Raw genomic sequence first — 24,032 nt, 5'->3', positions numbered from 1 at the left:
AAGCCCTCTCGGGTTGCGCATATGGTCGCGGTGAGTAAGGTGGCGCAACTTTCAAGGACTGATAGCTCATGCCCGACGCCAAAACTGGCCCGACCGACGCCTATTCGATGATTCTAGAGGCCATCGACATCGGCACCTATCGCCCCGGTGACCGGTTGGTCGAGAGCGAGTTGGCTGAGCGTTTCGGCGTGTCGCGCACCCCGATCCGTGAGGCTTTACAACGGCTTGAGACCCAATCACTTTTGATGCGCGACGGGCGCAGCCTGATCGTGGCCTCGCTGGATCACAACCAGATGGCCGAGCTTTACGTCGTGCGGGGGGAGTTGGAAGGCCTGGCCGCGCGTCTGGCCGCGCGCCATGCCACGGCTGAGGAAGTGCGCGTGCTGCGCGAGATGGTGGATGCCGACAACGCGCTGGCGGGCAATCCCAATGCGCTGGCGCGGGCGAATAAGCGGTTTCACAAGCAGATCCATCTTGCGTCGCATAACCGCTATCTGGTGCAGCAGCTTGACCTTGTGCACCGCTCCATGGCCTTGATGGCGACATCTTCGCTTGCGGTGGAGGGGCGCGGGGAGATCGCGCAGGCCGAACATAACCGCATCGTGGAGATGATTGAAGCGCGCGATGAGGATGGCGCGGATGAGGCGCTGCGCACGCATATTTCCGTCGCCTTCATGACCCGATTGAAGCAGGAAGCGGCCCGGCGCGAGGAAGATTTTTAGGCGTCTTTTTCTGCGGCCTTACGTAGTGGGGCAATGTATGCCCATGGGCGGTTTTGTCCCAAAAGTGGGGGCTGCGATAGAGCTCATAAAGTGCCTTGGCAGCGGCTACGGCCCCCAGGGCAAAATAGAGCGGGAAGGTGATAACCCAAGGCAGCAGGTGGCGCTGCCCACGGTTTGAGACCGCAATCACAGAGGCGCAGAGGTTCAGCAGTTCGGACAGGATGAACAGTGCGAATATCGCCGTCATGATGGGTGGGGCAAGCCAGTCAGTGACCGGGTGGTACAGGCCAAAGAAGGTCAGCCAGAGCGACCAGAGCAGCGGGGCAAGGGCAAATTGCGACACCGTCGCGAGAAAGATCGCCTGCACGCCGATGAACCGCCGCAGCCCGAGGTCTTGCAGCAGCGCGCTTGGCTTTCGCATATGTACGGCCCATGTAATGAGATAGCCTTTCAGCCACCGCGATCGTTGTCGCACCCAAGGCCAAGGGCGGCAGTTGGCCTCCTCAAAAGTGGTGGTGGGCATCAGTTCGGTCACATAGCCGTGCCGCGCCAGTCGGAGACCCAGATCGGCATCCTCTGTCACGTTATGCGCGTCCCAAGCGCCGAGCCGTTCAAGGATATCGCGGCGGAAAAACAGGGTTGTCCCACCCAGAGGGACAACCAGCCCCAGTCGGGCGACACCGGGTAGGATCACCCGCCACCACGTTGCATATTCGATGGCGAAACAGCGGGCCATCCAATTGCTGCGGCTGTTGTAAAAATCCAGAACCCCCTGCAAACAGGCGACATTCTCGGGCGCGTTCTGAAAACGGGTTACGATCTGTTCGATCTGGTCCGGCTCTGGCGCATCCTCGGCGTCCCACACGCCGATGATACTGCCCCGGCAGAAGTCGAGCGCGTAGTTCAGCGCGCGGGGCTTGGTCTTGAGCGCCCCGGCGTCGGGCACTTCGATCACGCTGATCCACGGCGGTAAAGGGGTGCGGGCGATGGTCTTTCGGGTGAGGTTATCGCTTGCTTCGAGGACCAAGACCACCTCCAGCAGTGATTTGGGGTAGGTCAGCCAAGACAGCCGCGCGATAAGCGCCTGCGCAATCTCTTCCTCATGCAGCAACGGCACGAGGACAGAGACGCGGGGCAGGCGGAACCCCTTCATATCACTGGCTTCTGGCGGTAACCGCGGTGAGGCGGGCCGCATGAGAGACGCCCAAAGCGCCGCCGCCTTGAGGCCACTGGTCAAAAGCAGCGTAACGGCCCCCCAGAGAAGCGCCACGGCGAGGACTGCCGAGGGAAAGAATATCAGCAGGGCGACAAGGGACAGCAGAATGCCCCGCAACGCAAACCGCCGTTTTCGGCTGCGCACCCCCCAGTTTCGACAGCTTTCGGCATCCGCCACACGGGTGACGGCATGATGCGCGAGCTCTGTCGCATAAAGACGGCCAATCTGGGTCTGCACCTGCTGGGGGTCGGCGATGACCAGCACCAAGGACTTCCCCCTTTCGCCCAAGGCACTGCAAAGCTGGGAAAATTCGGCGGGACGGCTGCTGGCCACGAACAGCCGGTCCCCTAGTTCCAGCCAAGGCACCGCGCCAAATTTCAGACAGAGGCGCGCGGGTATCAGAGCAGAAAGGCGCGGATCGGAGGGGCTGCGCGTAAGATCGACAGGCTGCGCACCGTACTGCCGGGCGAGCGCCCTGACGATGTCATCAGGCGCGACCAGCCCTTCGGTCGCGAGGACCTCGCCCAAGGGGGCGTCGATCCGGCGCTGTAGGTCGAGCCCGTGGAGCAGATCGTTTGGCCCGATGACCCCCGCCGCAATCAGATGCTGACCCAACCGCATCCGGCGGGCGGGCGCGGCGGCCATACGCGGCGCTGAGAGTTTAAGGCGAAGGTTGCTCATTCCGTGCCCCGTCGAGGTTCCGGAATGAGACTGGCAGGCGACCGTTAATTGAGAATTAACAGCCGCCTATGCAATCAATGCATGTGGAGAATTTTAGGCGCTACGCGCGGCCATGGCTTCGCTGAAACGCTCAAACAGGTAGTAGCTGTCCTGCGGGCCGGGGCTGGCTTCGGGATGGTGCTGCACCGACCAAACCGGGCGGCCATCGACGCGAATGCCACAGTTCGACCCGTCAAAGAGCGACACATGCGTCTCGCGTACGCCTTCAGGCAGGGATTGGCCATCGACTGCGAAACCGTGGTTCATTGAGGTGATCTCGACCTTGCCGGTGTCATAGTCTTTGACCGGGTGGTTCGCCCCATGGTGGCCATGGCTCATCTTGACCGTGGTCGCACCAAGCGCCAACGCCAGCATCTGGTGGCCAAGGCAGATGCCAAAGACCGGCAGATCGGTTTTATCCAGCACGTCGCGGATCATCGGCACGGCATAGGCGCCGGTCGCTGCCGGGTCGCCCGGACCGTTGGAAAGGAATACGCCGTCCGGTTTATGCGCCATGATATCGTCATAGGTCGCGGTGGCGGGCAACACGGTCACGTCGCAGCCCGCAGATGCAAGGCAGCGCAGGATGTTGCGTTTCGCGCCATAGTCCACGGCCACGACCTTGTGTTTGGCCTCGGTCTGGGGCGCGTAGCCGTCGGGCCATGCCCACCGCATCTCGTTCCAACGGTAAGTCTGGGCGCAGGTGACATCCTTAGCCAGATCCATGCCTTCGAGCCCGGCAAAACTGCGGGCGGCGGCGACCAGTGCTTCGATGTCAAAGTTGCCGTCCGGGTCATGGGCAAGGGCGGCATGCGGCGCGCCCTGCTGACGGATCGCGCGGGTCAGGCGGCGGGTGTCGATCCCACCGATGGCGATGCGGCCACGCGCGGCGAGCCAATCCGACAGCGGCTGGATGTTGCGCCAGCTGCTGGGCGTGGTGGGCATCCATTTGACGACCATCCCGGCAGCGACCGGGTCGCCGGTTTCGTCATCTTCGGGATTGGTGCCGACATTGCCGATATGCGGGAAGGTAAAGGTCACGATCTGGCCCGCATAGGAAGGGTCGGTCATGATCTCTTGGTAGCCGGTCATCGCGGTGTTGAAGCACAACTCCGCCACGGTCTGGCCGGTGGCGCCAAACCCCATGCCGTAGAAAATCGATCCATCCGCAAGGGCAAGGCAGGCGGTTGGGCGTGGGCGAGCGGGCGCGGACATGGGGCAGTCTCCGGGCAGAAATGGGCGGGTAAACGGGTGGCAACCTAATCCCGTGCGGGCGCGGGGTCAATAGCCGGAGAGAAATGAGATATCGTTTTATAACAGTGGGTTACCTTCCGTCGCCCCCCATTGCTCCGCGCGGAGAGAGCAGGTAAGCTGCGACACTTGGATTTAGCGAAACACAGGAAACCACCATGTCATTGCGGATGCGCATCTCGGATGCTTTGAAACAGGCCATGAAAGACAAGGCGGCGGACCGGCTTTCGACGCTGCGGCTTATCAATGCCGCGATCAAGGATAAGGACATCGCCGCCCGGGCCAACGGCACGGATGAGGGCGTGTCGGATGCCGAAGTGCTGGGCATTCTCAGCAAGATGGCCAAGCAGCGTCAGGAATCGGCGCGCGCCTATGAAGAGGGCGGGCGTCTGGACCTTGCGGAGCGGGAGCGCGAAGAAGTCGAGGTGATTGAAGAGTTCCTGCCACGGCAACTGAGCGTTACCGAAACCTCTGCCGCGGTGGATAAGGCTGTGGCCGACGTTGGCGCGACCTCAATCCGCGACATGGGCAAGGTCATGGGGCTGCTGAAAGAGCGCTATACCGGCCAGATGGATTTTGGCGCGGTGGGGCCGGTTATCAAAGACCGCCTGAGCTGAGTCGCGATCAGGGTTTGAGATGAAGGGCTGGGCCGTTGGGTCCGGCCCTTTTTAGGTGTGCAGGTGACGTGACAGATCATCGTAAAGCGCGATCCGCTCCTCTTCGCTGAGAAAGGCCCCGATCTCTACCTCGCGGCCCTCGCCGCGCAGGGTCACGTAATGCGGCACCGGGCCGTCATCGTCGTATTTCTTCACTCGGGTCCAATAGCGGTTGCAGTTCCAATCCTTCACCTCGCCCTTGGCGGTGGTATGCACCAGCCGCGCCGTGGTCTCGTCGAGGGTCAGTACCTCTTCGATTTGCCGGGCGCGATGATTGTGCTGCAAAGCCCAGTAAACCGCGCCCAAGGCCAAGAGCACGAAGGGCAGCAGCCCCCAGAGCAGGGCGGTGCCGAGCATGGCGAAAAGCGGGATCATCGCCAGCGTGAAAGTCGCCAGTATGAAAGCCGCAAAGCCGCGCGCGGGCAGGGATTGATGCGGCCAAAGGCGCATCTGCTGCGGATTTGCGCGGGGCGGGGTTGTCCATTCGTAGGGCATGGGATCGCTCAGGCTCACTCGACCGCCAAGATAGCGGTGCGGCGGGCGTTGGCAATGCGGCGCGGGGACGCGGATGGCGGTCAGTCGCCCAGCAGATCCCAGCGGTTGCCGAAAGGATCGCGGAAGACGGCTACTTTGCCATAGGGCTCGTGCCGCGGTGTTTCTTCAAATGTGACGCCAGCGGCGGTCAGGCGGTCGAATTCCGCCGTGAAATCATCTACTTTCAAGAACAGCCAGACGCGCCCCGCGCCCTGTTTGCCAATCGCGGCCCTTTGCTGGTCGTCATCGGCTCGGGCCAGAATGAACCCCGTCTGCGCGCCGGGCGGGGTGACGCGCACCCAGCGTTTGCGGCCCTGATCAACGTCTTCGGTGAGGTCGAACCCCATGACGCCACAGTAAAAATCTATTCCCGCGTCATAGTCAGGAACGATCAAGGTTATCGCAGAGAGATGCATCGTCTCGCTCCAAATGGCGGGCGCGGAGAAGGCCGCGCCCGCAGGTGGTTTACTCTAGTTCAACAAGCAGGTCCTTGGCGTCGATCTGGCCACCTGCCTGAACATGCACGGCCTTTACCACCGCATCACGCTCTGCATGCAGGCCCGTTTCCATCTTCATCGCTTCGATGGTCAAAATCAGGTCGCCCGCCTTGATCTTTTGTCCTTCCTTAACCCCGACAGAGGCCACGACCCCCGGCATCGGCGCACCGATGTGGTTGGCGTTGCCGGCCTCGGCCTTGGGCCGCTGCACGGTGGCGTCCTTGACCAGACGGTTCGCCACACGGATCACCCGCGGCTGGCCGTTCAACTCAAAGAAGACCTTCACTTCGCCGTCTTCACCGGCCTCGGATTCGGCCTGCAGGCGGATCTCCAACGTCTTGCCGGGGTCGATCTCGGCTGAGATTTCAGCGCCCGGCTCCATGCCATAGAAGAACGTATGCGTGGGCAGGGTGCGGACCGGACCATAGACGCGGTGGCGGCCCATGTAGTCGAGGAAGACCTTAGGATACATAAGGTAGCCACAGAGATCCTCATCATCGATCTGCATGCCGTCCAATTGCTCGGACAGTTCCTTGCGCAGGGCCTCAAGGTCAACGGGCTCCAGATGTTTGCCGGGGCGTTCGGTGTTCGGTGTCTCACCTTTCAGCACTTTCTTGACGATGCCTGCCGGAAAACCGTTGGGCGGCTGGCCCAGATTGCCGCGCATCATGTCGATCACGCTGTCGGGGAAGGAGACATCGACGTTCGGGTCTTCGACCTGCGCGCGGGTGAGACCTTGGGAGACCATCATCAACGCCATATCGCCCACAACCTTGGAGGAGGGCGTAACTTTGACGATATCGCCGAACATCTGGTTCACATCAGCATAGGTCCGCGCCACTTCGGGCCAGCGGTCCTCCAACCCCATGGAGGCAGCCTGCGCCTTGAGGTTGGTGAACTGGCCGCCGGGCATTTCGTGCAGATAGACCTCGGAGGAGGGCGCCTGCATGCCGGTTTCGAATGCCGCGTAGTGACCGCGGACTTCTTCCCAGTAATCAGAGATTTCGCGCACGGCCTTCATATCGATTCCGGTGTCGCGGTCTGTGTGTTGCAGAGCCGAGACCACAGTGCCGAGCGTGGCCTGCGAGGTATTGCCTGAAAGCGCATCCATCGCGCAATCGACAGCGTCTACCCCCGCCTCAGAGGCCGCGAGGATCGTGGCGGTGGCGCTGCCTGCGGTGTCATGGGTGTGGAAGTGAATCGGCAGGCCAACCTCGGATTTCAGCGCTTTGACCAATGCGCGGGCTTGGGCGGGTTTCAGCAGACCGGCCATGTCTTTCAGCCCCAGCACATGCGCGCCGGCGGCTTTCAAATCCTTGCCCATGTTGACGTAATACTGAAGGTCGTATTTCGCGCGATCCGGATCGAAAATGTCGCCGGTGTAGCAGATCGTGCCTTCGCAGACCTTGCCGGAGGAGACCACCGCATCCATCGCCACGCGCATGTTTTCGACCCAGTTCAGGCTGTCGAAAACGCGGAAGACATCGACGCCGGTGTTCGCCGCCGTGGCCACGAATTTCTGCACAACGTTGTCGGGGTAGTTAGTATAGCCCACGCCGTTGGAGGCGCGCAGCAGCATCTGGGTCATCACATTGGGCAGGGCCGCGCGCAGATCGCGCAGGCGCTGCCACGGGCATTCCTGCAAAAAGCGGTAGGCCACATCAAAGGTCGCGCCGCCCCAGCATTCGACAGAGAAAAGCTGCGGCAGATTGGCGGCATAGGCGGGGGCCACCTTGATCATATCCAAGCTACGCATCCGGGTCGCCAGAAGCGACTGATGCGCGTCGCGCATGGTGGTGTCGGTGATCAGCAACTGACGTTGTTGCCCCATCCAATCGGCCACGGCCTGCGGGCCTTTTTGCTCCAACAGGTTGCGTGTGCCCATCTGCGGCTCGCCACGCAACACGGGCGGTTTGGGATCGCGAACATGGGCAGCAGGCAGGGCGTGACCCTTGGTCTCGGGATGACCGTTAACAGTAATGTCGGCGATATAGGTCAGCACCTTGGTGGCACGGTCGCGGCGCTGCTTGAAGTTGAAAAGCTCCGGCGTCTCGTCAATGAACTTGGTGGTGTATTCGTTGTTCAAAAACGTCGGGTGCTTCAGCAGGTTTTCGACAAAGGCGATGTTGGTCGACACGCCGCGCACGCGGAATTCACGCAAGGCGCGGTCCATTCGCGCGATGGCCATCTCGGGCGTGGGCGCCTTGGCCGTGACCTTGGTCAGCAGACTGTCGTAGTAGCGCGTGATCACCCCGCCCGCATAGGCGGTGCCGCCATCCAGACGGATGCCCATGCCGGTGGCCGAACGGTAGGCGGTGATGCGGCCATAGTCGGGGATGAAGTTGTTCTGCGGGTCCTCAGTCGTGACGCGGGTTTGCAGCGCGTGACCGGTGAGAGAGATGTCTTCCTGACGCGCCTTGCCGGTGGCTTCGGCCAATGGTTTGCCCTCGGCGATGAGGATTTGCGCGCGGACGATGTCGATGCCGGTGACCTCTTCGGTGACGGTATGTTCGACCTGCACGCGCGGGTTCACTTCGATGAAGTAGAATTTGCCGTCGTCCATATCCATCAGGAATTCGACGGTGCCGGCGCATTCGTAGTTCACATGGGCACAGATTTTGCGGCCAAGCTCGCAAATCTCGGCGCGTTGGTCTTCGGAAAGGTATGGCGCGGGGGCGCGCTCGACCACCTTTTGGTTGCGGCGCTGGACAGAGCAGTCGCGCTCATAGAGGTGGTAGATATCCCCCTGTTTGTCGCCGAGAATTTGCACTTCGACGTGGCGCGCGCGCAGGATCATCTTCTCCAGATAACCCTCGCCATTGCCAAAGGCGGCTTCGGCCTCGCGACGGCCTTCGCGGACTTTCTCTTCGAGTTCCTTTTCCGACATGATCGGGCGCATGCCACGACCACCGCCGCCCCATGAGGCTTTGAGCATCAGCGGATAGCCGACTTCCTTCGCCTCGGCGCGGATTGCGTCCATGTCGTCACCCAGCACTTCGGTCGCAGGAATGACCGGCACGCCCGCTTCCATGGCGACGCGGCGGGCAGAGGCTTTGTCGCCCAAAGCGCGCATGGTTGCGGCGCGGGGGCCGATGAAGGTGATGCCGTTCTGCTCGCAGGCATCGACGAACTCGGGGTTCTCTGAAAGCAGACCGTAGCCGGGGTGGATCGCGTCAGCGCCTGCGGCCTTGGCCACGCGGATCATCTCGTCGATGCTGAGATAGGCCGCGACGGGGCCGAGGCCCTCGCCGATGCGGTAGGCCTCATCCGCCTTGAACCGATGCAAGCCAAGCTTATCTTCTTCGGCGTAGACCGCGACCGTTTTCTTGCCCATCTCATTGGCGGCGCGCATGATGCGGATGGCGATTTCACCGCGGTTGGCGATCAGGATCTTTTTGAAATCGGTCACTGGCTGGTCTCCCCTGCTGGTTTTGAAGGCAGCTTAGGGATGCTGCGGTGCAGCGCAAGAGGGCTGTGGCAGTCTTTGTCACATTTCTGCAAGCTTTCCGATCAGAGCGGCGAGAGATCGAAGGGGGCGGGCAGGTCGCGCAGGTTGCCTGCGCCCAACTGCCCCATATTGGCAGTAAGATCGCGCGCGAGCAGATCGATCAGGTGATCAACCCCGCGGGGCCCGAGTGCGGCAAGGGCAAAGTGGAAAGCCCGGCCCAGCATGACGAAATCCGCGCCGAGCGCGAAGGCGCGCAGAATGTCGAGACCCGATTCCACTCCGCTGTCAAAGATCACCGGCAGTTTCGTGGCCGCGCGAATGGCGGGCAGCGCCTCGGCGCTGCCGGGGGCGGCGTCGAACTGACGGCCCGCGTGGTTCGAGACCCAGATCGCATCCGCGCCGGCTTTCTCTAGGGCGGTCGCATCTTCTGGGCGCAAGACGCCTTTGATCACCAGCGGGCCATCCCAATGGGCGCGCAGCCAGTGCAGATAGTCCCAATCGGGCGCGGTGCGCAGTAGATAGCCGACATGGGCGGTTGGCGGCAGGTTCGCGCTGGCCGTGCCTTCGGTATATTTGTCGAGCATCTTCATATGCGGCAGACCACGGCGCGCCATGCCCATGGCCCACGCGGGCCTCATCGCCACCTGTGCCATCAGGCGGGGGGTAAGCTTGGGCGGGCTGGTCAGGCCAGAGCGAGTCTGCCGCTCACGGCGCGAGGCAACCGGAACATCGACGGTGAGGACCAGTGTGGTAAAACCCGCGGCCTTGGCGCGGGCCAGCATGTCGGTGCGAATCTCGGGGTCCCGCGGGGGGTAGAGTTGGAACCAACCATGCGCGCCCAGATGGGGTGCAACATCTTCGGGGCTTGTGGCGGCCACAGTGGAAAGGCCAAAGGGAATGCCCGCCCTATCCGCCGCGCGGGCAAGGTGTGCTTCGGCATCGGGCCAGATCAGGCCGGACATGCCCAAAGGGGACATGCCGAAGGGCAGGGGCAGCTTTTGCCCCATTAGCTCAACGCTGAGATCGGGGGTGAATTCACCGTGCAACACCGATGGCATAAGCCCGACACGGTCCAAGGCCGCGCGGTTGCGGTGTTTGGTCGCCTCGGTCCCGGTTGCGGAATCAAGGTATTCCCAAACGAATTTAGGCAGGCGCGATTGCGCGCGACTGCGAAGGTCCGAAAGGGCGGGATAGGTTGCATGTAGGTCCATGGCGGCATTTGCGCCAAAGGGTTACGGATTGTCCAGATAGAGAAGAAGCGCGGAGATCGGGCCGGCGCCCCGCCGTCGGCGTAAGGGCGCCGTGCGTGCGCCGCGGTTTGCCGCCCTCCGGCTTACTGCCGGAAAACTGACCGGGCGAGCGGTGCTGCTTCGCTGATCTTACGGTTCGGCGCGGTAGGTAGGTTGTCGGCCATATCCACAAGTGCTGCGATGGCCGCTTCGATTTCATCGCTGTCGCCGTTGGTCCCCCCATCCATATCGATCAAATGCACGGTCGGGGTCGCCTCGGCATCCAGACGTTCCTGCGCGATCGACCGGAGCTCCTGCATGGTGCTGTCGATGGCGCGGCAAAGCCCGGCCAGCATTCCCGCCGATCCGGTGAGTTTCGCCGGGTCAATCAGCCCTTTTTCAGCGGCATCCAGCACCGTGGAAATTTGTTCGAGTTTGAATGAAGAGGTTGCCGCGAAATAGCGCACATCCTCAAAAGCGAGGGTATCGCGGTTATCCCGTTGCACCCGTTCAACGACAATGGCGCTGCCCACAACCCGATCAAGGCCGCGGTAAGACTGGATATAATGCAGCGTGGTGTCCCAGATCAGCGGCCCACGCGGCATATGCAGCATCTCACGGTAGCGGATTTGACCTGCATTTGAGACGCAGCGCGCATAGCGTTCATTGACCGCCTCCGCCTCTTCATAGGGCATTAAACTGTGCAGGGGGCGGTTTATCACCTCATCCATCACCATGCCGCTGTGCGCTTCATGGGCGGTGTTTAGGGCAAGAAGTTCGAAGTGCCCGCTGTCGGCGTTCAATTCCGCAATGAACATCGGCAGCTTGAACCGGTCAATCTCTCGGCGCAGTACCGAAGTATCATCGTTTCTGAACATGAGCGGTTCCTCTCGTTTGTCGTTGTGTCATCACATTGGCCCCAAAGCATTATCAACGGGTAAAGATTTGTCCTGCATTTGAAATTCCCTGTCATTGCGCCCCCGCTTCATGACGCCTAATAGTCTTTCGAAGGAACATTTGTGGAACGTCTCTTTATCTCGTATCGCGGACGCGCTAGATTGTGGGCATGAGTGATTTTGACGAAATGGACGCCTTTGAGGGCGCTTCCCTGTCCGCCCGCGCCATGGCTGCGCGCCCGCAGCCTTATCTGGAGGGGTTGAACCCCGCCCAGCGTGCGGCGGTCGAGACATTGGATGGCCCTGTGTTGATGCTTGCCGGGGCGGGCACTGGTAAAACGCGGGCGCTGACGGCGCGAATCGTGCATCTGCTCAACACCGGGCGCGCACGGCCGCATGAGGTTTTGGCGGTCACTTTCACCAACAAGGCCGCGCGCGAGATGAAGAACCGCGTGGGTCAGATGCTGGGCCAGCAAGTGGAGGGGATGCCGTGGCTTGGCACGTTCCACGCGATCTGCGTCAAGCTGTTGCGGCGCCATGCTGAATTGGTGGGGCTGAAAAGCAATTTCACGATCCTCGATACGGATGACCAGCTGCGTTTGCTCAAGCAACTGGTCGCTGCAGAAGGGATCGACGACAAACGCTGGCCCGCGCGGATGCTGGCGGGGATCATCGATGGCTGGAAGAACCGCGCCCTGACCCCCGATAAGATTCCAAGCGCGGATGCCGGGGCCTATAACCACCGTGGGCCGGAGATTTACGCGCAATATCAACGCCGTCTGGTGGAGCTAAACGCCACCGACTTCGGCGATCTGCTGCTGCATATGGTGACGATTTTTCAAGCGCACCCGGATGTGCTGGCCCAGTATCAGCGCTGGTTCAAATATATCCTTGTCGACGAATATCAGGATACCAACGTGGCCCAATACCTGTGGCTACGGCTGCTGGCGCAGGGGCACAAGAATATTTGTTGCGTCGGAGACGACGACCAGTCGATCTATGGCTGGCGTGGGGCCGAAGTGGGCAACATCCTGCGGTTTGAGACGGATTTCCCCGGCGCCCATGTGGTGAAGCTCGAGCAGAATTACCGCTCGACCCCGCATATTTTGGCCGCCGCGTCAGGCGTGATTGCGGGCAATGAGGGGCGGTTGGGCAAGACCCTGTGGACCGAAGAGACCGAGGGCGAAAAGGTGCGCCTGATCGGCCATTGGGATGGTGAGGAAGAGGCGCGCTGGATCGGGGATGAGATCGAATCCGCGCAGCGTGGCACACGAGGGCTCGACCCATTCTCGCTTGATGATATGGCGATTCTGGTTCGGGCAAGCCACCAGATGCGTGCCTTTGAAGACCGATTTCTTACCATCGGCCTGCCTTACAAGGTGATCGGTGGCCCCCGATTCTATGAGCGTTTGGAAATCCGCGACGCCATGGCCTATTTCCGCGTGGTCACCAGCCCCGACGATGATTTGGCCTTTGAGCGGATCGTGAACACGCCAAAGCGCGGCTTGGGTGAAAAGGCGCAGCAGAAAATTCAGCGCACCGCGCGCGAACATGGGGTGAACCTTGTCGAAGGCGCGCGAATCCTTTTGGCGCATGGGGGGATCAGCGGCAAAGGGGCGGCGCAACTACGGCTGTTGATCGACGGGATCGACCGTTGGGCATCAATGCTGCAAGGCCCGCGGATCGAGATCAGCGAAGACGACTCGGTGCTGGATGATGGCGCGGCGCCGCTGCGGGTCGACTACGGCCCGCCCGAGGTCTCTCATGTTGAACTGGCCGAAATGATTCTCGACGAAAGCGGCTATACCGGCATGTGGCAGAATGACAAAACGCCCGAAGCGCCGGGGCGACTGGAGAACCTCAAGGAACTCGTCAAAGCCTTGGAGGGGTTCGAGAACCTGCAAGGCTTCCTCGAACATGTCAGCCTGATCATGGACAATGAGCAGGAGGGCGATGGCGAGAAGGTCTCGATCATGACGCTTCATGCGGCCAAGGGGTTGGAATTCCCTATGGTTTTCCTGCCGGGTTGGGAGGACGGATTGTTCCCCTCGCAGCGCTCGATGGATGAAAGCGGGTTAAAAGGACTCGAAGAGGAACGGCGGCTGGCCTATGTCGGCATCACCCGCGCCGAGCAGATTTGCACGATCTCTTTCGCTGCCAATCGCCGGGTCTTTGGCCAGTGGCAGAACGCGATGCCATCGCGTTTCGTTGATGAGCTGCCCGAAGAGCATGTAGAGGTGCTGACCCCGCCGGGGCTTTACGGCGGTGGGTTCGGCGCCGCGATGCCGCAATCCGACCTGCATGACCGCGCGGCAAGCGCGAATGTCTATAACTCTCCGGGGTGGAAGCGTCTGCAATCGCGCAGCGGGGCGCGGGGCACCAGCCAGCCGCGCGAAAGCCGCAATGTGACCATCGACATGCAGGCGGTCGCAGCCTTTGAATTGGGCGAGCGGGTTTTCCACGATAAATTCGGCTATGGCGAGGTAATCGGTATGGAGGGCGACAAGATGGAAGTCGCTTTTGAAAAGGCCGGGACCAAGAAGGTCGTGTCGCGTTTTCTGACCGGTGGTAACGACGTGCCGTTCTAACGCGCCGTCGTACCGCTATGGTGAGGCTGTCAAAAGCCCGCCTAAACAAGGCCTTACAAACAAAAACGACGACACCTTGGGAGGAAGGTGCCGCCGTTTCTATGTCGGCCCGAAGCGTCGAGGGAGGGTCGGCTTCGGGTCTCCTTGCGGGGTCCGCCTCATTCAGGGAGGAGGAAGGTGACGCGCACCCCGACTTTCAGACGGCAGAACAGGGAGGGGTTCTGACGTCCGATCTCTATCTCTGCTTAGCCGCGGGAAGATTCCCATGCGACGCGACGCAGCTCGGAACGGCTCAGACCAAGATCGGCCAGTTCGCGGTTGCTCAACGCGCTCAGACCGTCGAAAGTTTCACGGTACAGACGGTGCTGTTTGTAGCGGGTTGCCAGTGCTTCGAATGCGCCGCCGATACGGGCGAAGACGGAAGTTGTGTTTGCGGTTGTTGTGTTCATGTAAGCCATTTCGGCGCCTCTTTTTTCATCGGTTAATCATCTCGTTGCGTGCTATTTACGCTCTTTCTGCATTTGCACAACGGGCATAAAGTCAATGCCGCTATGCAGAAATCGCATAGGTTTGGAGCAGCGCAACTTATTGATTAAAAACGGTTTTGATCCTGCGGCGAAACGGCGCAACGTCATAAAATTGTCATATGGGGGTGAAGTGGGGAAAGGGGGCGACGACATCTGGGAGGAGGTAGATGTCGCCGCCAATTACAGACACATCCGGGAGGAGGATGGAGGCGTCTGGTCTTTCCAAACTCAGCTGCATCCGGGAGGAGGAGGGATGCATCCAAGTCTTGGCAAAATCAGACACATTCGGGAGGAGGATGAATGTATCTGGTCTTTCCGAAAGCGGGGCGCTTTGCCCTGCCTATGAACCTAAGTTAGCGCTAATTGCTGCGAGTGCACAATATTTCTTTTTGCAATGCTGCTATGCGGCGAAAACATGGTACCCCTGCGTAATCCTTGGGCATTCCGCCTCATCCCTATGCAAAAAGGGCCGTCCCCTTGCGCTTGGCGCAGAACCTGCCATTTCAGAAACCGTAATAGAGGAGAATTTGCGCATGTCTGTGACCAAAGCAGAAGTCGAAGCGGCGCTGGCGCGGGTGCAACTGCCCGACGGGAAAAGCCTGTTATCCCATGATCTGGTTCGCGCGCTGGTCGTCGAGGGCGATAAAGTGCGATTCGTCATCGAAGCGCCCAACGCCGATGTCGCGCGCCAGATGGCCCCCCTGCGTGACGCCGCAGAGCAGGTGGTGCGCGATTTGCCCGGGGTAGGTGATGTATCGGTCGCCCTGACCGCCCATGGCCCCGCCCCGAAAGCGCCCAGTCTCAAGGTTGGTGGGCACCCCAAACCGCAAGAGGGGCCGATGAAGCCCAGTGGCGTGAAGCGCATCCTTGCCATCGGCTCGGGCAAGGGCGGGGTCGGGAAATCAACCGTCAGTTCCAACCTCGCGGTGGCGCTGGCGCGGGCGGGGCGCAAGGTGGGGCTGCTTGACGCAGATATATACGGTCCCAGCCAGCCGCGCATGATGGGGGTCAATAAACGCCCTGCCAGCCCCGACGGCAAAACGATCATTCCGCTGCAGGCCCATGGCGTGACCATGATGTCGATTGGTTTCATGTTGGAAGAGGGCAAGGCCGTCGTCTGGCGCGGGCCGATGCTGATGGGCGCGCTGCAGCAGATGCTGGGGCAAGTGGAATGGGGCGAGTTGGACGTGCTGCTTGTCGATTTGCCGCCCGGTACCGGTGACGTGCAGTTGACGCTCTGCACCAAGTCCGAGCTGTCGGGCGCGATCGTGGTCAGCACACCGCAGGATGTGGCCCTGATCGACGCGCGCAAGGCGCTGGACATGTTCGCAACGCTGAAGACCCCCGTGCTGGGGCTAATCGAGAATATGTCGACATTCGTCTGCCCGGATTGCGGTTCTCAGCATGAAATCTTTGGTCATGGCGGCGTCGCGGCGGAGGCCGACAAGATGGGGGTGCCGCTGCTGGGCAGCCTGCCGATTGATCTGGACACCCGTCTGGCGGGGGACAACGGCACGCCGATCGCCGCGGGCGAAGGGCCGATGGCCGACGCCTATGCGCGTCTTGCGCGGGGTCTGATTGACGGCGGTATGGCTTGAAACGAGGGGCGCGGGCGGCTACCCCAGCTCGCGCCCTTCAACCAGATGACCATAGAGCGTTGTCAGCATCGAGACGAAAACCAGCCCCTCTATAAGGTAGATCGCTGAATCCAGCATCAGGCGCAGGCCGGGGTCAGCGGGCGGCAGTATGCTTGCGATCACGCCCAACAACGTATTCACCACCGCCAGCAATACGGCCAGCGCCCAGAGCGTGCCTGCCAGCGGTTCCGTCGCGCGCCAGCTTTCGCGCACTGACATAACGTGCCCCAAGGCGGCGGCGGGCAATACCAGGCTGAGCCGCAGCGCCAGCCATAGGAAGGCCACGCCCGCCACCAGTCCGATCAAGAGCAGCGCCGCGGGGCTCGACCCGGTCAGCCCGCCCAAAAGCAGCATGGCGAGGCCTATGGGAAGGGCCGCAAGAAACTGGACGAAGCCCAAAACGATGGCCCGCCAGACATAGGCCCCGAACAGACGCGCGCCGGGGCGCAGGTCGGTCCCGCCATGGCCAAGCAATACATAGCGGTGCCAGAGAATGGCCATCAGCGCATATCCAAGGATGCCGACCAGCCCGCAGACGATCAGGATCAAGAGTTGATCCGTTGGCGGGGGCGCGGCGTTGTCGATCACCTGATCCATCGCCCCAAGCGCATCTCCGGCCAGTACACCCGCCACGGCGGCAGCGCCCATCACCCAAAGCACCGCGGGCAGGATTACCCGCAGCGTGGTGGAGGGCGCGTGAAACAGCATGTTCAGCGCGTGGGTGAATAGAGCCGTGGCTTGAATCATGATGCACTCCCTCATTTTGCGGCACTACATGGGGTGGGTAGGACGAAAGGGCAAGATGCAGTCGGTCGAGGGGAGCTTCGGGCTGGGAAAGCGTGGGCGGTTGGGACGTCATGGGAAAAGTCGCGGGAATGCCTGGGAAGTCTGGGAAATTATGGGCACCCCTTGCGCTATTGGCGGGTTCTGCGCGATTCGCGAGCATGGGACTTGGCGTGCATTCTTAGGGTTCGGTTGGCGTTCTGCGGAACAGGCAACGAACACGCCCTGTGGATAACTATGTGCGCAAATTTTAGTGGGAAACTGTGGGATATTGTGCAGCCCGCAATTCGTTAACAAGATATTGTGTTTGAGGTCTAAAGGATCTCAAATTAAGCCATTTTCCGCTCAAAAAGTTATACCAGATGTTGTTCCCACAGCCTGTGCAAAACAAAATATTGGGCATATTTCCAAAAAATATGTAGACGCCCATCAATTCCCATGGCATCCCTAGTGCATCGGATGAGAACGGGACACGGGGCAGCAAACGACCCCAAAAATAATCAAAACCTAGCAGGTTTCATACAGGCACCTCGCTTTCATCAGACCAAAGAGATCCGGCGCGCGAGCGAGCAGACATCCCCCCAGGTGGCGCGCGCAGTCGGACTTCCCCCGCCAAGCTGCGGGACGTGGGCGGCGGGTTGATCAGTGGCAGCAGATCAACCCGCCGTTTCCATTTCCGGGGCAGGGCAGAAAGACGAAAAAACGAATTAAGCGCAAAGGCGCAAGAGGCAGGGACAGAACGTGAGCCGCAGGTTCAGAGGCGAAAGCCACCACAAGGTCGATACGAAGGGGCGGGTGTCTATCCCAGCCTCTTTTCGGCGTGTGTTGGAGGCTGGCGACCCGAACTGGAAAAACGGCGACAATCCCGAACTGGTCATTGTTTATGGTGATCAGCGCCGCAACTACCTTGAATGCTATACAATGGAAGCCATCGAAGAGGTCGACGCCAAGATCGACCGCATGCCCCGTGGCTCCATGCAGCGTAAGGCGCTGCAGCGTCTGTTCCACGGCCAGTCTTTCCCGACCACGGTAGATGAGACAGGCCGTTTGGTGCTGCCTGCCAAGCTGCGCAACAAAATTGAACTCAACGGCGAGGCGTTCTTTATCGCTGCCGGTGACACCTTCCAGATTTGGAAGCCCGAAACCTACGAGACCGAGGAAGAATCTTGGCAGCAAGAGCTGCCCGACGATGTCGACCCGCTCTCGTTCCTTGATGGTGATATGGAGGTCTGACGGAATGGTTGCTGCCTCTGACCCTTCCGCCCCTCACACCCCCGTTCTGCTGCGTCCTATCCTAAGCGCCGTGGCGCCCGTGGAAGGGGTCTGGCTTGACGGTACTTTTGGTGCGGGCGGCTACACCCGTGGTTTTCTAGAAGCCGGCGCCGCGCGTGTGATCGCGGTGGACCGTGATTCGCTCGCCTTTGAAATGGCGGCAGAATGGGCGGGCGACTACGGCGACCGCATCACCATGCAGCAAGGCGTCTTCTCGCGTATGGATGAATATGCCCAAGACCTTGATGGGGTGGTGCTGGACCTCGGCGTTTCTTCGATGCAGCTTGATCAGGCCGAACGCGGCTTTTCCTTTATGAAGGACGGCCCGCTCGACATGCGGATGAGCCAAGACGGCCCCTCGGCAGCCGATCTGGTCAATGAGGCCGAGGAAGAGGTTATCGCCAATATCCTGTTCCAATACGGCGAAGAACGCGCCTCTCGCCGGATCGCCAAGGCGATTATCCGCGCACGGGAAGATGCGCCGATCACCACTACGTTGGAATTGGCCAAGCTGGTCGAAGGCTGTTTGCCGCGCTCGAAGCCTGGTCAAAGCCACCCGGCCACGCGTAGTTTTCAGGCGCTGCGCATCGCGGTGAACAATGAATACGGCGAGTTGTTTCAAGGTCTTATGGCTGCAGAACGGGCGTTGAAGCCGGGCGGCAAACTGGCCGTGGTGACCTTCCATTCGGTCGAGGATCGCATGGTCAAACGCTTCCTCACCGCGCGGGCAGGGGCCGGGGGTAATGCCAACCGCTTCGCCCCTGCGCTGGAACAGGAAGCGCCGCAGTTTACACTGAAATCGCGCAAGGCTATCGGACCTGATGCGCAGGAATTGGACGAAAACCCGCGCAGCCGCTCGGCCAAGCTACGGGTCGCCACGCGCACCGATGCGCCCAGTGGCGAGATTGACGCGAAATCCATCGGCATGCCGATGGTCAAGGGGATCTGAGAGATGCGCACGGTGATGTATATCCTCACCACCATTGCCGTGGTTGGACTGGCCTTCTGGGCGTACCGCGAGAATTACGCGACCCAGCAGGCATTGAGCGATGCTGACAGGCTGCATGCCAATATCCGCGCCACCCATGCCCGTCTGGCTGTCCTGCGCGCCGAATGGGCGTTCCAAAACCGCCCCGACCGGTTGCGCGATCTGGCCGACCTGAACTTTGACCGCCTCGGCCTGTTGCCACTGCATCCCGGCCAGTTCGGTCAGGTCGATCAGGTCGCCTATCCGCAGCCGCCGTCTGAACTGCTGCCGATCACCGATCCTGTGGATGTCTCGACCATGAATTACGACGCGCTCACCGGCGCGGATGAGTCCGAGGAGGACTTTGAATGATCCGCACCCCGCTTCGCCCTCTGGCCCGTATTCTTGATGCCCGTGAAAAGGGCGAAAATCCCGATGCGATCGAGCGTGAGAACAAGCGCATCCGCCATGAGCAGATGCGCGACAAGGCCCGGATGCGCGCCGAGGGGCGGCTGTTGGTCCTTGGCGTCTGTTTCCTCTGTGCCTTCACCGTGATCGGCGGGCGCATGGGTCTGCTGGCGATGTCAGAGCCTTCCGAGCCGCGCGGCCATGCGCCGGGGGCTGTGATCTCGGCCTCCCGCGCCGACATCACAGACCGCAACGGCAACCTGCTGGCGACGAACTTTGAGACCCACGCGCTCTACGCGCAGCCACGCCATTTGATCGACCCCGAAGTGGCCGCGAAAAAGCTGGTCAAAATCTTTCCCGACCTGAAAGAAGAGCGCCTGATCAAAGATTTCACAGGAAAGCGTAAGTTCCTGTGGATCAAAAAGAAAATCAGCCCAGAGCAGATGCAGGCCGTGCATGATATCGGCGATCCGGGCTTGTTGTTTGCACCGCGCGACATGCGCCTTTATCCCAACGGCTCACTGGCGGCACATGTGCTGGGCGGGGCGAGCTATGGCAAGGAAGGCGTCCACGCCGCCGAAGTGATTGGCGTCGCAGGGGCCGAGAAATATTTCGACGACTACCTGCGCGACCCGGCCAATGGCGCGAAACCGCTGGAGTTGTCGCTGGATCTGACCGTGCAGGCGGCATCTGAGCGGGTGCTCTATGGCGGCATGAAGCTGATGAACGCCAAGGGTGCCACCAGCATTCTGATGGATGTGCACACCGGCGAAGTGATCTCTGTCGCGTCGCTGCCTGATTTCGACCCCAACAACCGCCCCCGTCCGCTGACCCAAGGCGATGCGTCTGACAGCCCGCTGTTCAACCGGTCGGTGCAGGGGGTCTATGAACTCGGCTCGACCTTCAAAATCTTTGCCGCAGCTCAGGCGGTGGAATTGGGCCTGTTCAACGCCGACACGATCATCGACACCTCTGGCCCGATGAAGGTTGGTGGCTTCCGCATCGGTGAGTTCCGTAACAAGAACTACGGCAAGCTGAGCGTCGCCGACATCATCGTGCATTCTTCGAACCGGGGCACAGGCCGCATGGCGCTGGAGATCGGCATTGAGCGCCAGCAAGAATTTCTGAAAAGCCTCGGTTTCTTTGAGCCTACCCCCTTCGAGATCGTCGAAGCTTCGGGCGGGAAGCCATTGCTTCCAAGCCGCTGGACCGAACTGTCGAGCGTCACGATCTCCTATGGTCATGGACTGTCGAGCACACCGATGCACCTTGCCGCGGGCTATGCCGCCATCGCCAATGGCGGGCGCGTGGTGAAGCCGACACTGCTGAAACAATCCGCCCCCCAACTCGGCCCCCGCGTCATGTCGGAAGAGACCGCAGCACAAGCGCGGATGATGCTGCGCAAAGTTGTCACCGATGGCACGGCCAGCTTTGCCGAAGTGCCCGGCTATCAAATCGCAGGCAAGACCGGCACGGCTGACAAACCCAAACCCACGGGGGGATATTACGAGGACAAGGTGATCAACACTTTCGCCAGCATCTTCCCCATCGATGACCCCAAATATGTGCTGATCGTCACGCTGGACGAACCGGTGGAAACCTCTGGCCCGAAACCGCGCCGCACGGCGGGTTGGACAGCCGTGCCCGTGGCCGCTGAAATGGTCCGCCGCATCGCACCATTGCTGGGCCTGCGCCCGGCTGTTGAACCGGTGAACGACGCTGTGCTAACGCTGACCAGCAGCAACTGAAAAGACATCTCTATGACCGACCGGGCCGTACCCCTTTCCTCCCTCGGGCTGACCGCGCGGGCGGGGGCCAACCCCATGATCACCGGGATCGCAGTCGACAGCCGCGAGGTGCGCAAGGGCACGCTCTTCGCCGCCATGCCGGGCAGCCGCGTGCATGGGGCAGAGTTCATCCAATATGCCCTGCGCATGGGCGCGGCGGCGGTGCTGACCGACGCGGCAGGGGCGAAACTCGCCGCCGAGGAATTGCCGGGCTCTGATGGGGCGCTGGTGGTCTCCGACTCGCCGCGTGAAGCGCTGGCGCGGACGGCGGCGCTGTGGTTCGGTGGCCAGCCCGCCACAATGATCGCCGTGACCGGCACCAACGGCAAAACCTCGGTCTCGACCTTCGTGCGCCAGATTTGGATTGAGATGGGATTGCCTGCCGTGAACCTTGGCACCACCGGGGTTGAGGGCGCATGGGCCGCGCCCTTGGCCCATACCACGCCGGAGCCGATCACCCTGCACCGCACTTTGGCTGAGGCCGCCGGAAACGGCATCACCCACGCGGCCATGGAAGCCTCCAGCCACGGGCTCGACCAGCGGCGGCTGGATGGGGTGACACTTAAGGCGGCGGGGTTCACCAACTTCACCCAAGACCACCTTGATTATCACGAAACATTCGAGGCCTATTTCGCCGCCAAGGCCGCGCTTTTCGCCCGTGTCCTGCCCGAAGACGGCACGGCGGTGGTCAATATTGACGACGAAAAGGGCGTCGACATCGCCGCCATTGCCCGCGCGCGTGGCTGTGAGGTCATCACCGTGGGCCGGGACGGGGGCGATATGCATTTGCAGGGCCAGCGTTTCGACGCAACCGGGCAAGACCTGCGGTTCACATGGCGCGGCAAGACCTACCAAAAACGGCTCAACCTGATCGGCGGCTTTCAGGGTGATAACGTTTTGCTGGCCGCAGGGCTCGTCATCGCCTGCGGTGCCGATCCGCAAGAGGTCTTCGACACGCTGCCGCATCTCACAACCGTCCGAGGCCGGATGCAGCTTGCCGCCACCCGCGACAATGGTGCGGCGGTGTTTGTCGATTACGCCCATACGCCCGATGCCGTGGCCACCGCACTCGCCGCCATGCGCCCGCATGTGATGGGCCGGCTCGTTGCCATCGTTGGCGCGGGCGGGGACCGAGACCGGGCCAAGCGCCCCTTGATGGGGCAGGCAGCGGCAGAAAATGCGGATATGGTGATCGTGACCGACGACAACCCGCGCAGTGAAGATCCGGCCAGCATCCGCGCCGCTGTACTGGACGGCGCGCCCGATGCGATGGAGGTCGGCGACCGCGCCGAAGCCATCCTGCGCGGGGTCGATGCCTTGGAGCCGGGCGACGCGCTGCTCATCGCGGGCAAGGGCCATGAGACCGGGCAGACCGTTGGCGATGACGTGCTGCCTTTCGACGATGTGGAACAGGCCAGCGTGGCCGTGGCGGCACTGGACGGGAGATTGGCATGAGCCTTTGGACAGCGACAGAAGCGGCGGAAGCCACGGGGGGCCGCACGCAGGGCGATTGGGCCTGCAACGGTGTGTCGATTGACACGCGGACCTTGCAGCCCGGCGATCTCTTCGTGGCCCTCAAGGCCGCGCGGGATGGGCATGAATTTGTGGCCCAAGCGCTTGACAAAGGGGCGGCTGCCGCGCTCGTGACCCATCTGCCCGAAGGCGTCGCCGAGGATGCGCCGCTGTTAATCGTCGAAGACGTACAGACCGCGCTTGAGGCGTTGGGCCGGGCAGGTCGCGCGCGTCTGGGTCCGCAGGCCAAGGTCGCGGCGGTGACGGGCAGCGTCGGCAAAACCTCGACCAAGGAAATGCTGCTGGCGATCTTCGGCGATCAGGGCAGGGCACATGCCAGCGTCGACAGCTACAACAACCACTGGGGCGTGCCGCTAACACTGGCGCGGATGCCGCGCGACACTGATTATGCGGTGATCGAAATTGGCATGAACCACCCCGGAGAAATTGCCCCCCTCGCCAAACAGGCGCGGCCCGACGCGGCGATGGTGACCAATGTCGCCGCCGTCCACCTCGAAGCCTTCAAGGATGTCGCCGCCATCGCGGTGGAAAAGGCCAGCATCTTTGACGGCATGGAACCGGGCGGCGTGGCGGTGATTAACGCCGACCACGACCACAGCGATATCGTGCTCGACAAGGCGCTGGAACGGGGCCTGCGCGAGACCACCTTTGGTCAAGCGGGCCATCACTACAAGCTCGGCGAGGTCAAAGTGCAGGGCGATGCCACCGTGGCTCAAGCCGAGGTCGAAGGCGCGCCGCTGATCTTCAAGATTGACACACCGGGGCGGCATTTTGCGATGAACGCGCTTGGCGCGCTGGCACTGGCCGAAGCGCTTGGCGCGGATCGGGCGCTGGCGGTGCAATCGCTGGGCCGCTGGTCGCCCTATGCCGGACGCGGGGTGCGTGAGCGCATCCAACTGGACCCCGTGGATACCCATTTGGCGCTGGAGTTAATCGACGACAGCTATAACGCTAACCCGACCTCCATGGCCGCAGCACTTGAAGTGCTGGCGGCCTCGGAAGTGACCCATGACATTGGCCGTGTCAGCAAGGGGCGGCGGATCGCCTTTGTCGGCGATATGAAAGAGCTCGGCCCCGAGGCATTGGCGTTGCACGCGGGGCTGGCCGATCTTGAGGCCACCCGCGCGCTTGACGTGGTGCATTGCGTCGGCCCATTGATGAAAGCCTTCTACGACAACCTGCCTGAACACCAGCGTGGCGATTGGACGGAAACCGCCGAAGAGATGTTGCAAGGTCTCCGCAGTCGGCTCGATTCCGGCGACGTCGTGCTGATCAAAGGGTCGCTTTCGATGAAGCTGGGCGGTATTGTTGACGCCATCCGCAAAATGGGCCATCCGGTCCCGACCGCCTGATCGGCGATT

Annotated in this window: 19 protein-coding genes; 10 read left to right on the top strand and 9 right to left on the bottom strand. The window is 61.6% G+C overall.

From position 1 onward, the window contains the following. The first annotated feature begins 68 nt into the window (after positions 1–68). Positions 69–722, top strand: a complete 654-nt coding sequence (locus tag O4H31_RS09825) for a GntR family transcriptional regulator (protein ID WP_067622715.1) — start codon at positions 69–71, stop codon at positions 720–722. Here the strand turns inward: O4H31_RS09825 and O4H31_RS09820 are convergent. Further along, complete coding sequence (locus O4H31_RS09820) at positions 673–2,619, bottom strand: glycosyltransferase family 2 protein (RefSeq protein WP_269345244.1); 1,947 nt, start codon at positions 2,617–2,619, stop codon at positions 673–675. The two genes, O4H31_RS09825 and O4H31_RS09820, sit on opposite strands and share 50 nt — an antisense overlap. A 93-nt stretch (positions 2,620–2,712) precedes the next feature. Then, the gene (gene carA / locus O4H31_RS09815) at positions 2,713–3,873 is read right to left on the bottom strand and encodes a glutamine-hydrolyzing carbamoyl-phosphate synthase small subunit (RefSeq protein ID WP_269345242.1); all 1,161 of its coding nucleotides are present in this window, start codon (positions 3,871–3,873) and stop codon (positions 2,713–2,715) included. Between the two features lie 194 nt (positions 3,874–4,067). Between carA and O4H31_RS09810 the strand changes: the two genes are divergently transcribed. Continuing rightward, a complete protein-coding gene (locus tag O4H31_RS09810; RefSeq protein ID WP_067622724.1) occupies positions 4,068–4,526 on the top strand; it encodes a GatB/YqeY domain-containing protein in 459 nt (152 codons plus the stop codon). Between the two features lie 51 nt (positions 4,527–4,577). Here O4H31_RS09810 and O4H31_RS09805 read toward each other — a convergent pair whose 3' ends face one another. The 5 genes from O4H31_RS09805 to O4H31_RS09785 form a co-directional block, all read right to left on the bottom strand. Beyond that, positions 4,578–5,060: a DUF2244 domain-containing protein gene (locus tag O4H31_RS09805; protein ID WP_269345366.1), complete on the bottom strand. Its 483-nt coding sequence runs from the start codon at positions 5,058–5,060 to the stop codon at positions 4,578–4,580. Positions 5,061–5,140: 80 nt separating this feature from the next. Then, positions 5,141–5,515, bottom strand: coding sequence for a VOC family protein (locus O4H31_RS09800; RefSeq protein ID WP_269345241.1), 375 nt, complete (start codon positions 5,513–5,515; stop codon positions 5,141–5,143). Between the two features lie 49 nt (positions 5,516–5,564). Continuing rightward, the gene (locus tag O4H31_RS09795) at positions 5,565–9,005 is read right to left on the bottom strand and encodes a pyruvate carboxylase (protein WP_269345240.1); all 3,441 of its coding nucleotides are present in this window, start codon (positions 9,003–9,005) and stop codon (positions 5,565–5,567) included. A gap of 101 nt (positions 9,006–9,106) precedes the next feature. Continuing rightward, on the bottom strand, positions 9,107–10,255 hold the full coding sequence (locus O4H31_RS09790; protein ID WP_269345238.1) for an alpha-hydroxy acid oxidase: 1,149 nt from the start codon (positions 10,253–10,255) through the stop codon (positions 9,107–9,109). Between the two features lie 122 nt (positions 10,256–10,377). Further along, the gene (locus O4H31_RS09785) at positions 10,378–11,151 is read right to left on the bottom strand and encodes a hypothetical protein (protein ID WP_269345237.1); all 774 of its coding nucleotides are present in this window, start codon (positions 11,149–11,151) and stop codon (positions 10,378–10,380) included. Between the two features lie 188 nt (positions 11,152–11,339). Between O4H31_RS09785 and O4H31_RS09780 the strand changes: the two genes are divergently transcribed. After that, positions 11,340–13,757 (top strand): ATP-dependent helicase, encoded by a 2,418-nt coding sequence (locus tag O4H31_RS09780; RefSeq protein ID WP_269345236.1) that lies wholly within the window; start codon positions 11,340–11,342, stop codon positions 13,755–13,757. A gap of 245 nt (positions 13,758–14,002) precedes the next feature. Here the strand turns inward: O4H31_RS09780 and O4H31_RS09775 are convergent, their stop codons facing one another. Beyond that, positions 14,003–14,215: a DUF1127 domain-containing protein gene (locus O4H31_RS09775; RefSeq protein WP_067262642.1), complete on the bottom strand. Its 213-nt coding sequence runs from the start codon at positions 14,213–14,215 to the stop codon at positions 14,003–14,005. Positions 14,216–14,817: 602 nt separating this feature from the next. On the opposite strand from O4H31_RS09775, the gene O4H31_RS09770 reads away from it, so the two are divergent. Continuing rightward, positions 14,818–15,882, top strand: a complete 1,065-nt coding sequence (locus O4H31_RS09770) for an Mrp/NBP35 family ATP-binding protein (RefSeq protein WP_269345235.1) — start codon at positions 14,818–14,820, stop codon at positions 15,880–15,882. A gap of 18 nt (positions 15,883–15,900) precedes the next feature. Here the strand turns inward: O4H31_RS09770 and O4H31_RS09765 are convergent, their stop codons facing one another. Next, complete coding sequence (locus O4H31_RS09765) at positions 15,901–16,668, bottom strand: hypothetical protein (RefSeq protein WP_269345234.1); 768 nt, start codon at positions 16,666–16,668, stop codon at positions 15,901–15,903. A 777-nt stretch (positions 16,669–17,445) separates the two neighbouring features. Between O4H31_RS09765 and mraZ the strand changes: the two genes are divergently transcribed. The 6 genes from mraZ to O4H31_RS09735 are packed head-to-tail and all read left to right on the top strand — an operon-like array spanning position 17,446 to position 24,023. Then, on the top strand, positions 17,446–17,937 hold the full coding sequence (gene mraZ / locus O4H31_RS09760) for a division/cell wall cluster transcriptional repressor MraZ (protein ID WP_120351387.1): 492 nt from the start codon (positions 17,446–17,448) through the stop codon (positions 17,935–17,937). A gap of 4 nt (positions 17,938–17,941) precedes the next feature. Further along, on the top strand, positions 17,942–18,925 hold the full coding sequence (gene rsmH, locus O4H31_RS09755; protein ID WP_269345231.1) for a 16S rRNA (cytosine(1402)-N(4))-methyltransferase RsmH: 984 nt from the start codon (positions 17,942–17,944) through the stop codon (positions 18,923–18,925). Positions 18,926–18,928: 3 nt separating this feature from the next. Continuing rightward, positions 18,929–19,315, top strand: coding sequence for a cell division protein FtsL (gene ftsL / locus O4H31_RS09750; protein WP_067626801.1), 387 nt, complete (start codon positions 18,929–18,931; stop codon positions 19,313–19,315). Further along, positions 19,312–21,099, top strand: a complete 1,788-nt coding sequence (locus O4H31_RS09745; RefSeq protein ID WP_269345230.1) for a peptidoglycan D,D-transpeptidase FtsI family protein — start codon at positions 19,312–19,314, stop codon at positions 21,097–21,099. The genes ftsL and O4H31_RS09745 overlap by 4 nt, the downstream gene beginning before the upstream one ends. A 12-nt stretch (positions 21,100–21,111) precedes the next feature. After that, complete coding sequence (locus tag O4H31_RS09740) at positions 21,112–22,593, top strand: UDP-N-acetylmuramoyl-L-alanyl-D-glutamate--2,6-diaminopimelate ligase (protein WP_269345229.1); 1,482 nt, start codon at positions 21,112–21,114, stop codon at positions 22,591–22,593. After that, on the top strand, positions 22,590–24,023 hold the full coding sequence (locus O4H31_RS09735; protein ID WP_269345227.1) for a UDP-N-acetylmuramoyl-tripeptide--D-alanyl-D-alanine ligase: 1,434 nt from the start codon (positions 22,590–22,592) through the stop codon (positions 24,021–24,023). Before O4H31_RS09740 ends, O4H31_RS09735 begins: the two co-directional genes overlap by 4 nt. Positions 24,024–24,032: the final 9 nt, after the last annotated feature.

It is taken from the genome of Sulfitobacter dubius (assembly GCF_027214245.1).
Classification (GTDB): Bacteria; Pseudomonadota; Alphaproteobacteria; order Rhodobacterales; family Rhodobacteraceae; genus Sulfitobacter; species Sulfitobacter dubius_A.
This window is presented reverse-complemented; position numbering and strand designations above follow the sequence as displayed.

Coding starts and splice junctions, on each gene's coding strand:
- ftsL (WP_067626801.1), top strand. CDS start 18,929: ATGCGCACGGTGATGTATATCCTCACCACCATTGCCGTGGTTGGACTG.
- rsmH (WP_269345231.1), top strand. CDS start 17,942: ATGGTTGCTGCCTCTGACCCTTCCGCCCCTCACACCCCCGTTCTGCTG.
- O4H31_RS09820 (WP_269345244.1), bottom strand. CDS start 2,619: ATGAGCAACCTTCGCCTTAAACTCTCAGCGCCGCGTATGGCCGCCGCG.
- O4H31_RS09810 (WP_067622724.1), top strand. CDS start 4,068: ATGTCATTGCGGATGCGCATCTCGGATGCTTTGAAACAGGCCATGAAA.
- O4H31_RS09775 (WP_067262642.1), bottom strand. CDS start 14,215: ATGGCTTACATGAACACAACAACCGCAAACACAACTTCCGTCTTCGCC.
- O4H31_RS09770 (WP_269345235.1), top strand. CDS start 14,818: ATGTCTGTGACCAAAGCAGAAGTCGAAGCGGCGCTGGCGCGGGTGCAA.
- O4H31_RS09785 (WP_269345237.1), bottom strand. CDS start 11,151: ATGTTCAGAAACGATGATACTTCGGTACTGCGCCGAGAGATTGACCGG.
- O4H31_RS09765 (WP_269345234.1), bottom strand. CDS start 16,668: ATGATTCAAGCCACGGCTCTATTCACCCACGCGCTGAACATGCTGTTT.
- O4H31_RS09745 (WP_269345230.1), top strand. CDS start 19,312: ATGATCCGCACCCCGCTTCGCCCTCTGGCCCGTATTCTTGATGCCCGT.
- O4H31_RS09740 (WP_269345229.1), top strand. CDS start 21,112: ATGACCGACCGGGCCGTACCCCTTTCCTCCCTCGGGCTGACCGCGCGG.
- O4H31_RS09735 (WP_269345227.1), top strand. CDS start 22,590: ATGAGCCTTTGGACAGCGACAGAAGCGGCGGAAGCCACGGGGGGCCGC.
- O4H31_RS09780 (WP_269345236.1), top strand. CDS start 11,340: ATGAGTGATTTTGACGAAATGGACGCCTTTGAGGGCGCTTCCCTGTCC.
- O4H31_RS09790 (WP_269345238.1), bottom strand. CDS start 10,255: ATGGACCTACATGCAACCTATCCCGCCCTTTCGGACCTTCGCAGTCGC.
- O4H31_RS09825 (WP_067622715.1), top strand. CDS start 69: ATGCCCGACGCCAAAACTGGCCCGACCGACGCCTATTCGATGATTCTA.
- O4H31_RS09805 (WP_269345366.1), bottom strand. CDS start 5,060: ATGCCCTACGAATGGACAACCCCGCCCCGCGCAAATCCGCAGCAGATG.
- O4H31_RS09800 (WP_269345241.1), bottom strand. CDS start 5,515: ATGCATCTCTCTGCGATAACCTTGATCGTTCCTGACTATGACGCGGGA.
- carA (WP_269345242.1), bottom strand. CDS start 3,873: ATGTCCGCGCCCGCTCGCCCACGCCCAACCGCCTGCCTTGCCCTTGCG.